Raw genomic sequence first — 11,414 nt, forward strand, 5'->3', positions numbered from 1 at the left:
GAAACTGATATTCATTATATAACCCTTCAATACTGTTACATACTGAAGGATTATGAATACAAATAGATATTAAGCTGATATATTATAAAATGCGCAAGGCTACTCCGGTAAACTGCATATAAGTATATGAGCCGGTTGTTATAACCCAGCCTATGCAAATGGTAGTTTTTTGCGTAATTGTAAATGAAAGCGTGTGTTTGCCGCCTAAGTTGTTTTGATTTCCGTTAAATATGGCAAGCACGTTGGCGTTACCTTTTAATTTATCAATATCAGGCAATGTTGATCCCAAAGCAACCATTTCGTTCGCGTCTATAGTACCGCCATAGCCCGCAGTTGAAAAATCAAGTTCATAACTTCCCGGCAGTATGGTGAAACTTTGATAAACTTTGCCGTTAACAACAGGATCGCCACTATAATCTTTAGCTTCAACGTGTACAACGCCGCCATAGTCGCTGGACCATCCACCACCGTTACCGTTGTTGGTTTGATTTACAACGTTAGGCGTCCACTGCCAGTCTTTGGGTGTTCCCCATTTGTTACGACCGTTATCGCCCCTAATAAAAGGATAACCCGGATTTTTAATGTAAGCGCTTGATACATCCCCGTAAAGTCTTACAAATGGATAAGTACCGGCATTGGCTACCGTAAATGTATCTATTGCGCCTTTAAGCGGAAAGTAACTTGACTGGTACGTAATATCGGTTCCAAACTTAAAATCGTTCAGTGTTATGGTATTGCTATCCGGCTTTAATATCACCGTGTTAGTCTTCCCGGCATTGCTAATATATTTGATAACTGTTTTCAAATTGATAGAATCCGGTGCATTGAATTTTAGCTTAACAGAGCCAGCTAAAGGATTTACAAGAAAAGGGGTATCAGCATTATATCCCCTGTTAAAAATCCCGCTGAGGTAAATAGGCCCGTACACCCTTACCCCATTTATACTGGTAGATATGGAAACATGGCCTTCGCTATCTATAGAATACACGTTGAAATTATAAGTACCCTCCTTTAAATTAGAAACCAGTGTTTTAACGGTATCTAAAGGATCATGGCTTGTTGCCGAAACTGTAAGTGAATCCTGCTTATTGTTCCAATAAACTACATATTTGGCAATTTTAGGATCGGGGCTGGGGTTCCATAACAGCATGGTACGTAAATTTCCGGCCCGGTATTTTGTATTGGCAATTACCCCGGGATAATGGATTTCACCATCTTTTATAAGGGCTTTATAATTCTCATTCTTTTTTGAGCACCCCGATATGATTACCGGTAAAAGCAACCATATTATATTTTTAAAACTGATCTTCATGTCTATTCTGGTTTAAAAATTACTGTGGAATTCCATAAAAAGATAATTCCTGCATATAGGTATATTCAAGGCCAAACCAGGTTTCGTCTACAACAACCCGGATGTATTTCACACTTGGAGCGCTGAAGGGCACATCAAAACTTACTCCCTTGTCAATAAATGCCTGGTCAGCATCGTTAGTTTGCCCTTGTGGAAGACCTGATGGCGGATCAGGGAAGCGATAAGTGCCTAAAACAGTCCAATCGCCTATTACCGCGCCGGGTTTATTGCCTTTAACTGTTTCTGCATCCTGGGGATTATCCTTATTTGAGCCCCATATGGTGAAAACTTTGGCGTTTGCGTAACCGTAACCTCTTGTCCACATTACAAAGTGGCTCAGTTTATAGGTTCGCCCTACCCCAAAAGTGCCTTGCGACCTTTTGTAAGTGGCGCCTACAGTAGTTTGCCATGGCGAAGAGCCCGGACCTTCTTTTATTAAGCCATCCCATAAATATGGCAGTATGCCACCGTAGCCAATGTAACCATCACTAAACATGGGGTAGGTAAAAAACTTTTTCTTATCCAGCAGTTCTTCATATAATGGCGTAAGGGTAACTATTGAAGTATCAGAAACATTGCCAAACTGATCTGTTACGTACACGCCAAATTTTGTTGGATTTGTAGAATATCCCCTTACCGCATAGTTAATAGTATCCGAAAATGTAAAGTGCTGATCGCTGATCACAAATTTGTTATCTACCGGGTCTATAGTCACCAAGTTAATCCCTACCGATCTTTTGTCGCGATTAAAGGCCTGGATATTGATACCTCCAAAATCTGCTGCAAGCTTCAATGATTTACGGATTGACTGATAATATGGCGTATCCGGATGAACGGTGACAGTAACAGGATCTGATTGTATGTTGGCCCGGGTTACCGCATGCAATGTAACCGTATATTCCTTACTGAATTGAAAACCGTCTACCCTGATGGTATCCAGGAAAAAACTTGATTTGGTTTGCCTGGCCACCTTACCGTTAATCTTATAATCGGCAACTACATATAACAGGTTATCATTAGCCGGCAAAGCATAAGTTAAAACCGCTCCGCCTTTAAAATTCTTCACCTTAACATTGGTAACAATGCCGGGCTTTGTCTTATCTGTTGTTCCGGGAACTTTATAGTTATCGCTCTTTTTACACGAAACCAAACATGTTGCCGAAAGCATAAGCACACAACAAAAAATGTATATATGCTTTATATTAATATCGCTCATGATTTTCTTTTTAATGATTTATACTATTTGAAAACATACACCCGGCTCTACCAGAAAGGATTTTGCACCAGGTTATCATTTACCACAAGAGCAGTACTTGAAATTGGCCACAGGTAATCCCTGGTATTAAAAACAGGTATTTCCACATTGCGGGCACGATAATAATTGATCGCCTGATCTTCCTGTATGCTCCAGCCTCTTAACGGCGCGCTTAAAACAGATTGAAGCTCTTTCCACCGGCGTAAGTCCCAGCCGCTCTGTCCTTCAAAACAAAGCTCTATTCTTCTTTCCTGGTGAATAATTGCTCTTAAGCCTTCTTTAGATGCAGGTTTTGAGGGAGTTTTAGAATAATTTGCCCATGAGCTAACTACACCATCTAAACCCGCCCGTGCACGTACCTGGTCAACATATGATATGGCTTCTGATGTAGGTCCGTTTACTTCATTCAATGCTTCTGCATATAACAGGTACAAGCCTCCCATACGCATTACAGGCATTGAATAGGTTACCCAGTTAAAACCATCATCATACACCGTAAGATAATTGGCGAGCTTTTTGGGCCAGTAGCCTGTAATATTTGTTTTTTGCGGGTTCTTGGGCCCAGCAACTGCGGTTATCCCCCTGGCTGGTACAAAACGGGCTTGTTTGGCATCTAAAACACCATCGCCAAACCAAATGCCGCCATCAAAGCCTATGCTGCCATAAAATCTTGGCTCACGATCAAAATGGGCTTTTATAGTTTGATATCCTTGTTTTATATAAAAGAAATTGGCCGCATCGCCTGTTCTTAACTGGTTACGGTTGGCATAATCCCAGGTTTTATCTTCATCAATGGGAACTCCCTTGTTGGTGTAAAAGAGTTCGGTTGTAGAAATTGGCACAGCAAAATAAGCCGGATTTTGCCCCTCATTTTGATTAGCCTTTTGTGTTAACCTGGGGATACAATATTCCTGCCCATGCCAGTCGTTACTTAGGGCATAAATTAGTTCGGGGTTCGTATCCCATTTCTCCGTGAGCGCATTCTGAAAGGTCAATACCCTTTTTAAAGAATCCGGGAGATTGGTAACTCCGCCCGCAGGTATAAAGTTGGTATTCAAATGCAGGCCGGCTGCCTGGCAATCGGCTATAGCTGTTTTACAGGCATCAAGTGCCTTTTGCCATTTTGTGGCATCATAAGCGGCCGGGAACAATGCCTTGCCACTTTTATCCTTAAAGTTAGCATAATCGGGATTGCCATTAAAAAGTGGACTGGCAGCAGTCATCAATACCTCGGCTTTAATGGCTTCAGCCGCCGGTTTGGTTATCCTTCCAAGTTCTTTCGCCGGGTTTTCAATCGTCAAAGGAAGATCGGGAATGGCCTGATCAAATAGTGCAATTATATAATTCACCACCTCATCAACAGACTGACGCTTGTACTTAACCTGGGCAGTTGACGCTTCAACAGGCAAATTCACATCAATAAGCGGAATGGGGCCATACAGCCTGAAAAGGCTATAATTGTAATAAGCTTTGAGGAATTTTGTTTCCGCAATCCATCTTTTCTTTTCTGCCGCAGTAAGGTCCAAAGGCTTATCAATGTTCTCCAGCATGGTGTTACATTTCCTGATAGCCTGAAATAGTGCTGTACCATTGCCAGAGCCATCCCAGAAATTCAACCCGGGGTTGCCTACGTTTTGCGTACCGGTTATTAAGGTATAACCAGTGATATCAATCGGGTTGCTTGGCAGGTTAAGCGGAAAAATAATTTCGGAAGATGTGGTATTACCAGGGCTTCTGTTCAAATCATTAAGTTGCTGCTGCAATGCCGAATAACAGGTAAAAAGATAATTTTCGGCCTCATTTCTGCTTCTGAAAGCGTAATCAATTGTACCCACATTCGGCGGCACCACATCAAGGTATTTTTTACAGGAAGTGCCTGATAACATCAATACTAAAAGGCAGAAATATCTATAATTAAATTTCATAATCATGTTCATTTTATAAATTAACATTTACACCAATATTGTATACTTTTTGTATCGGATAGTTAAAACCGTTACCACCAAGTTCGGGGTCCCATAGTTTAAATGAGCTCCATGTAATGAGGTTTAAACCGTTGAAGTAAACCCTTAAGCTTTTTATACCCAATGCTTTTGATACTGATGCAGGTAAAGAAAAGCCCACTTCTGCCGATTTAAGCCGCATAAAAGACCCATCGCGCAGCCACCACGTACTGGCCTGCAGGTTATTTTCAATGTCGCTCCTGGTTGTTCCTAACCTTGGGTATGTTGCATACAGGTTCTGGTTACCTTCTGACCAATGATCATCCGCAAATTGTTTTACCAATTGCGTATTACCGTATACATAGGCTTCCTGGCTTGGCACAAACGGACTAACCTGGTTGGGGTCTATAAAAAATGATACCCTTGCCTGTCCCTGGAAAAAAGCGGATAAGTCAAAGTTTTTATATTGTACAGATAGTCCGTAACCATATACAATTTCTGGAACCTGAGGATAACCAAGAAAGGTTTGATCGCGGTTGTCAATAATACCATCGCCGTTAAGATCATGGTATTTGATATCACCACCTCTTGGAGCTTTGCCGCCGGCTGAAAATATTTGCGTAGGCGAACTTTGCGCCTCAGCATCATCCACAAACAACCTATCGGCAATAAGCCCATATCCTTCGCGGATAGGCTGCCCTACAAAATGCCTGTATGCTTCAGGATAGTTTGGCTCTTCGTAATAAGTATACTTGTCTGTTGCAAGGGTTAAATTGCCCCGACCGGATATCGTCCATGATTTGTTAATATTTTGCTTATAATCCATGGATAGGTCAATACCCTTTGAATTGGCTTTACCTAAGTTGGCATATATAGGCGCTTCCAAACCAGAAGTTGTTGGGATATAAGATCGCTGCTGCAGTATGTTATACCTGTTGTAGTTATAAAACTCGGCCGTAATATTTAAATTTTTAAACATGGTTAACTCCAATGCAATGTTGGCCTGTTTGGATGTTTCCCATGTTACATTAGGATCGGGGTAGTTGTTGATGCTTACACCACCGTGCGCGTAGGCCGCGTTTGTTCCAAAAACCGCATACCCGCCGGCATCAAGGTTTACGTCAGAAGCATAGAAGAAACGACGATCGCTAATGGCATCATTACCCACCAGGCCATAGCTTGCCCGTATTTTCATCCTATCAAAAAAGTTCCTGAATGGCTCAAAGAATTTTTCTTCGGATACCAGCCAGCCCGCACCAATGGTTGGGAAAAAACCATACCTGTGTTCGGCAGAAAACCGCTCCGAACCGTTGTAACCAAAGTTAAACTCAAGGAAATATTTGCTCAGGTAATTATAACCTGCCCTACCGGCAAGCCCAAGATTACGATGAGGGAGCGCATTGATAAGACTGCCCGCATTGGAGTATACGGTTTGTTGTCGTGTCCAAACCAGGGTTGCCGAAATATTGTGGCTATCCAATTGCTTGCTATAATCCAAATTTCCCTGCAAATACACCTGGTTGCTTATTACCGGCGTTCCGCCATAATATTGGAGGTATTCAAGAGCATCACCCGGTTTGGGGTTAAGCCAGTTTAAAGTATAGGTATCATGACTTTTATCGTAACTGGCTATGTTATAGTAAAATGGTTTGTACAGATAACTGGCATCAAAGTATGAATACCGGTTGGTACTGAATATACCATGAAAGTTTAACCCACTGGTAATAAAGTTCAGATTTTGGTTTAATTCTATTTGCGCCAATACCCTTGATTCCGAGGATGTTTTATGCCCCCTCAGCAGCTCGGCATAAGGGTTGGTAGCCGGTACGCCAATATCGGTTGGTTTACCAAATAAAATGTGCTGGGTTCCCCTGTTAGCCGAATCGGCGGGATAGTAGGCGGCAAAATCAACCGGACTTACATGTAACGCCAGCTTGTAAACATCCGAACTGAATGAACCGCTGGTGGTTTGAGGTCCTGAGTATTCACTAAAAGTTCCGGAAAAGCGAAGAATAGCCTCCGTTGTTTTGGTAAGATTGAGGTTTACATTTGAACGCAGCTGGTAATTTTGAAACTTAACGTTGTTATCATTATTATTTGCCAAATCCTGCTTTAAGTTCCCATGATCAAGGTTGTATGATCCGCCAACATAATAGCGGGCAAACGGGGTGCCTCCACTTACACTCAAATTTCCTCTTTGCGTCGATGTCCGGGGCTTTACTAATAAGTTTAACCAATCAACCGCAGGATAAACGTATTGGTTATAACCAGGGGTTTTGTTTATGGTATTTTGCGTGTTGATGATCTTATCCTGGTTAAAACGTACAGGCAATAAAGGATCTCTGGATAGCGTGGCCTCATTATACAAATTCATGTAAGTAATAGGATCGGCAATCTGCAGTGATTGGGTATTTTGAGATATGGAATTTTCTACGCGGAAGCTAATGAGCGGTGCCCCTATTTTACCTTGCTTGGTGCTAACCAATATAACACCATTTGCTCCCCTGGCGCCATATAATGCTGTCGCGCTTGCATCTTTCAATATAGAAAAGCTTGCAATATCATCAACCTGCAAACGTGCAAGGTCATTGGTAGTAAGCTCGATATTATCGATCAGAATAAGCGGATCAACCTTATAACCGAAAGTAGTAACACCACGGATAAAGAAAGTGGAATTATCCTGCCCCGGCTGGCCATTCCCCTGGAATGCGATAATACCTGCGGCCTGCCCGGCCAACGCATTAGTTAAATTGCTCGCCGGTATCTTTAGTTCGCCCGGCTTTACCGATGTAACAGAGCCTACTATGGCTTCTTTTCTCTCTTTTTTACCGTAAGCGGTAATCACTACTTCCTCGGCTTGTTTTACATCTTCAACTAAAACAATATTAAACAGCTTATTATCGGGACTGATAGTGAAAGTCTGTGAAACAAAGCCTACAAATGATACCCTGATAGTGGCACCATTCTTTACATCTAAAATGAACTTACCATTATTATCAGTAACCGTACCAACTTTAAGATTGTCTACCACGGAAATACTCACCCCAGGCAAGGTTGCCCCTTTATTATCCCTTACTGTTCCGGTAATGGTAATATCTGCCATTATAGAAGTTATAGGGTCATTGGTGTTATTTACTGATGCATTTTTAATAATTACCGATTTACCTTCAATGGTATAGGTAAGTTGTTGGTTGGTTAAGCAAATTTTAAGTGCATCTTCAAGTGATGTGTTTTGAAAATCCACATCTAACTTATGTGCATTTTTAATGCTTTTTGGCGACCAGAAAATATTGTATCCTGTTTGTTTGTTAATTTCTGTGAACACCTTTTTTAAAGAGACATCATTTTCCTTATAAGTGATTTTTTGAGAAAAAACCGCCGCGCTTGCTTGCATAAAGGCAAGAAAGAGGATAAATGTGGTAATCTTCATGATGAACAGAAATTTCTTGGCGTAGCCCGAAGGCGTACAAATGTTTGTAGTAAAATTTTTATACATTTGTTAAGGCTGTTTTAAGTAAGAAATGTTATGACAATTGCATTCCGGTTTAAACAAAGCCATTGAGCAGGGGCATCGCGAGTGCTCCTGTTCTGCTTTATAAACCTTTTTTTGATCTTACATTAAGGGGGAATATTTGTATTTCTCATATTTAAATTGGGTTTAATTGGTTGGTTTATTATTCTTAATTGAGGGGGATGGTCTTGACTTGCTTATTTTAATGGTTGAACCTTCAATGCTGAAATGAGCATCACCGGTTTGTTCCATTATTTTAAGAAGCGTTGAAATATTGGCAAAACGGGTGGTTACCGCGCCAAAGGTTTCGTTCTTTAAACTTTCGTCCTGATAAATAACCTTTACATCATACCATCGGGCAATACTTTTCATCACATTTTCCAGTCGTTCGTCATCAAAGTTGAAATAGCCATTCTTCCAGGCGATAACTTCTTCTGTATTTACTTTAGAGATTTTAAAGTCGTTGGTTAATGTGGCCTGCTGGCCGGGAACAAGCAGAGTGCTTTTACTACCGGCAGTTACACGAACCTTACCCTGTAACAGGCTGGTTTTTGTGCTTGCCTCATCGGCATAGGCGTTGATATTAAAATGCGTTCCTAAATCCTCTACCTCCTGCATTTCAGTTTGTACTTTAAAAGGAGATTTTTGATCATGAACAACTTCAAAATACGCCTCCCCTTTTAATTCAACCCGGCGCTCCTTTGCCGCAGCAAAGCTTAACGGAAATTTAATTGAGGAAAATGCGTTGAGCCATACTTTTGATCCATCGGGCAAAATCACCTGGTATTGCCCACCTTTCGGGGTTTCAATGGTGTTATAGGCTATCGTGGCATTATTTGTCTGATCAGAATCTACATTAGATTTTACGGGCTCTTTAATCGTATAAATAAGCTGGCCATTTGCCGCCTGTGTTACCCTGATACCGCTTTGACTGGCAATTTTTCCATTACCGGCATCGTTTAAAGATATTTTTGAACCATCGGCTAAGGTTAATATTGCCTTATTGCCGCCAGGAGAAACATCATTTGTTTTCGATAAAGCGTTATTGTCACTTCCTCCTTTGCCAGAAAACCTTGAGATTAAAACTCCTGTCGCGCCGAGCAATATCAAAATAGCCGCCGCTGCCAGCCATGTTCTGTTTCTTTTATTTCTGCCGGCCGGTTTAAGTTGACTATTAAGACGTGCGCGCATAAAATCGCCCACACTATCTTCGCTTTCGGGGAATTCGGCATCCTGATATGCCTTTTGGCGATACCAATTTAACAATTCTTCTTTCTCAGCTTCTGAGGCAGTATTATCCCTGAATTTCTTGATTAAGCTGTAAATATGTTCCTGGTCCAATTGGTTATTGTGTTAGTATATACATGTACCATAAGGCATGGGGTTACCCTATATGGTTCAATAAAAAAAAATAAAAAAAATTATGAAGCTGAATAATTTACCTGAACAGCATGTAAATGGTATGGAGTGCGATTAAAATGCTGAGGCCGTAATTTTTTAGTTCACCTCTGATGATCTTTAATGCGCGGGTAAGAGTTGCTTCCACTCCCTTTTCGGTAATATTTATTTTATCGGCTATTTCGTTGTTTTTTAAACCCATTTCCCGGCTATAACGAAATACCAGGCGGCATTTTTCTGGCATTTCTTCTACAATTCCGTCAATATATTCCTGAAGAAAACGGGCATCTAACTTTTCTTCATCATCAATTAACTCATTAAATTGATAGTTCTGTTTTGCCAGCTCTAAACGCCTACTTTCCCTTTGCTGATGTTTATATACACTAAATTTAACAGCAGTAGCCAAAAAAGCCGGCAGGTTTAAAACATCAACCAAATGACGCCGCTCCCAAAGCGAAATAAAAACTTCATGAACAATATCTTTGGCTACTGTCTTATCGTTACTATGGTTCCAGGCTATTAAGAGCATTTTCTTCCAATACCTGTTATAAATCTCATTAACAGCTGTATGGTTATCTTTTTTGAGTAGATTGACTAATTCCGGATCGGTATAGCTACTTAAGTTCAACATCTATTTTATCCCGCCTTAAAATCAGTTGCAAAGCATAAACCTCAGGTGCCTGAGATCACCTGAAAAAGACGAGACTTTAGAATGGCATAAAAACAATTGCTTAAAAGTTTTGAATTTGCCCCTAAGTAAATCTTCTTTCATTTTTTAATTGGTTATTGACTGAAACGCGGCAGGACGCTTTCAACTTAAATTATAAGCACACAAATATGCAATTTATTTTTATTGTAAAAACATATCATCAGGAAGATTTAAGTTGATTGAGTCTATTTTGCAAAAAATCACAATCGATTGGGAGGTTACAATAATCATCGCTATTCAAAATATCCCGATCGAAAAAAACATAATCACCGTTAGTTTTTTAATTCCACTGGGCAAATAACCAAACTTTTTCTTGAATGCCTTTGTAAAATGATGCGCATTTTTATATCCCACTTCATAAGCAACCTCACGTACAGATCTGCCACCGGTTAAAAGCATTTTAGCTTTTTCCATCCGCAAATCATATAAATAGCCAAAAACAGTTGTTCCTAAAACTTCCCTGAAGCCTTTTTTCAATTTAAAATCATTCAGGCCTACTTTATGCGCCAGTTCTATCAATGAGCATGGATTTAGTAAGTTTTTCTCTACTATCATTTTTGCCTGGTGGATCCGCTCCAGGTCATGTTCCTTTAAAAACAAATTTGATGATTGCATAGAAAGGGTTTCAAGCTGGTCCAGCTCCAGGAAAAGAAGCTCCAGCGCTTTTGCTTCAAAATAAATATGATGATTTCCTTTTTTATGGATACAATACATCATACTCTGAATGATATCGCTCATTTGAGGTGTTGTTGGCCTGCATGACTGAAGTAGGATAAGTCGTTGGCTGGCAATTTCCGAGACTTCAGAGAGTTGCGCAATTACATCAGACACGATTCGTTTTAAACTTCCCTCCAAAAAACAAATACAAACGAACTTGAAATTATCCTGAACACCTACCGTGAATTTTGAATAACCCGAAGAAAAAATGCTGTGGTGTTGCCCCTCTTCAAAGATAAAACGGTCGTCTGCTACAGGCAGCGACCTACCGGATAAAGTAAAGTTCATCATCAGGCATAACGAATTGATCTCTACTGTAACTACAAGATCTTCTTTACAGCTGATATCAATATCAAAAATCATGATATCCGTTAATACTACGGGTTGTACCTTCAAATCGCCCCAATTGGCTGAATAGTTAAATATCGATTCCTGATGTGTACCTAAATCCCAAAGATCACTTAGGGTATAATTATATGTGCCTGCTAAGGGCGAAGTAATCCTGATCATCATTAATCCGTATCGCGTTT

The 11,414-nt window shown here is 40.5% G+C and carries 7 protein-coding genes; all 7 read right to left on the reverse strand.

Going from position 1 to position 11,414, the window contains the following annotated elements:
- Window positions 1–82: 82 nt before the first annotated feature.
- Entirely contained in the window at window positions 83–1,312 is a 1,230-nt protein-coding gene (locus AC1D0K_RS03130) for a DUF4998 domain-containing protein (RefSeq protein WP_477399361.1), read from the reverse strand.
- A 19-nt stretch (window positions 1,313–1,331) separates the two neighbouring features.
- A complete protein-coding gene (locus tag AC1D0K_RS03135) occupies window positions 1,332–2,567 on the reverse strand; it encodes a DUF4959 domain-containing protein (RefSeq protein ID WP_477399359.1) in 1,236 nt (411 codons plus the stop codon).
- Window positions 2,568–2,614: 47 nt separating this feature from the next.
- Window positions 2,615–4,531, reverse strand: coding sequence for a RagB/SusD family nutrient uptake outer membrane protein (locus tag AC1D0K_RS03140; RefSeq protein WP_477441767.1), 1,917 nt, complete (start codon window positions 4,529–4,531; stop codon window positions 2,615–2,617).
- A 13-nt stretch (window positions 4,532–4,544) separates the two neighbouring features.
- Window positions 4,545–8,045: a TonB-dependent receptor gene (locus AC1D0K_RS03145; RefSeq protein WP_477462995.1), complete on the reverse strand. Its 3,501-nt coding sequence runs from the start codon at window positions 8,043–8,045 to the stop codon at window positions 4,545–4,547.
- Between the two features lie 162 nt (window positions 8,046–8,207).
- Complete coding sequence (locus tag AC1D0K_RS03150) at window positions 8,208–9,401, reverse strand: FecR family protein (protein ID WP_477441771.1); 1,194 nt, start codon at window positions 9,399–9,401, stop codon at window positions 8,208–8,210.
- A gap of 97 nt (window positions 9,402–9,498) precedes the next feature.
- The gene (locus AC1D0K_RS03155; protein WP_477399377.1) at window positions 9,499–10,089 is read right to left on the reverse strand and encodes a sigma-70 family RNA polymerase sigma factor; all 591 of its coding nucleotides are present in this window, start codon (window positions 10,087–10,089) and stop codon (window positions 9,499–9,501) included.
- Between the two features lie 315 nt (window positions 10,090–10,404).
- Entirely contained in the window at window positions 10,405–11,397 is a 993-nt protein-coding gene (locus AC1D0K_RS03160; RefSeq protein ID WP_477399375.1) for a helix-turn-helix transcriptional regulator, read from the reverse strand.
- Between the last annotated feature and the right edge of the window lie 17 nt (window positions 11,398–11,414).

The organism is Mucilaginibacter sp. P1_A3 (assembly GCF_056406855.1).

What these genes read in the sequence shown, in the direction of transcription:
- AC1D0K_RS03130 (WP_477399361.1), bottom strand. Translation starts at nt 1,312, where the DNA reads ATGAAGATCAGTTTTAAAAATATAATATGGTTGCTTTTACCGGTAATC.
- AC1D0K_RS03135 (WP_477399359.1), bottom strand. Translation starts at nt 2,567, where the DNA reads ATGAGCGATATTAATATAAAGCATATATACATTTTTTGTTGTGTGCTT.
- AC1D0K_RS03140 (WP_477441767.1), bottom strand. Translation starts at nt 4,531, where the DNA reads ATGAAATTTAATTATAGATATTTCTGCCTTTTAGTATTGATGTTATCA.
- AC1D0K_RS03145 (WP_477462995.1), bottom strand. Translation starts at nt 8,045, where the DNA reads ATGTATAAAAATTTTACTACAAACATTTGTACGCCTTCGGGCTACGCC.
- AC1D0K_RS03155 (WP_477399377.1), bottom strand. Translation starts at nt 10,089, where the DNA reads ATGTTGAACTTAAGTAGCTATACCGATCCGGAATTAGTCAATCTACTC.
- AC1D0K_RS03160 (WP_477399375.1), bottom strand. Translation starts at nt 11,397, where the DNA reads ATGATGATCAGGATTACTTCGCCCTTAGCAGGCACATATAATTATACC.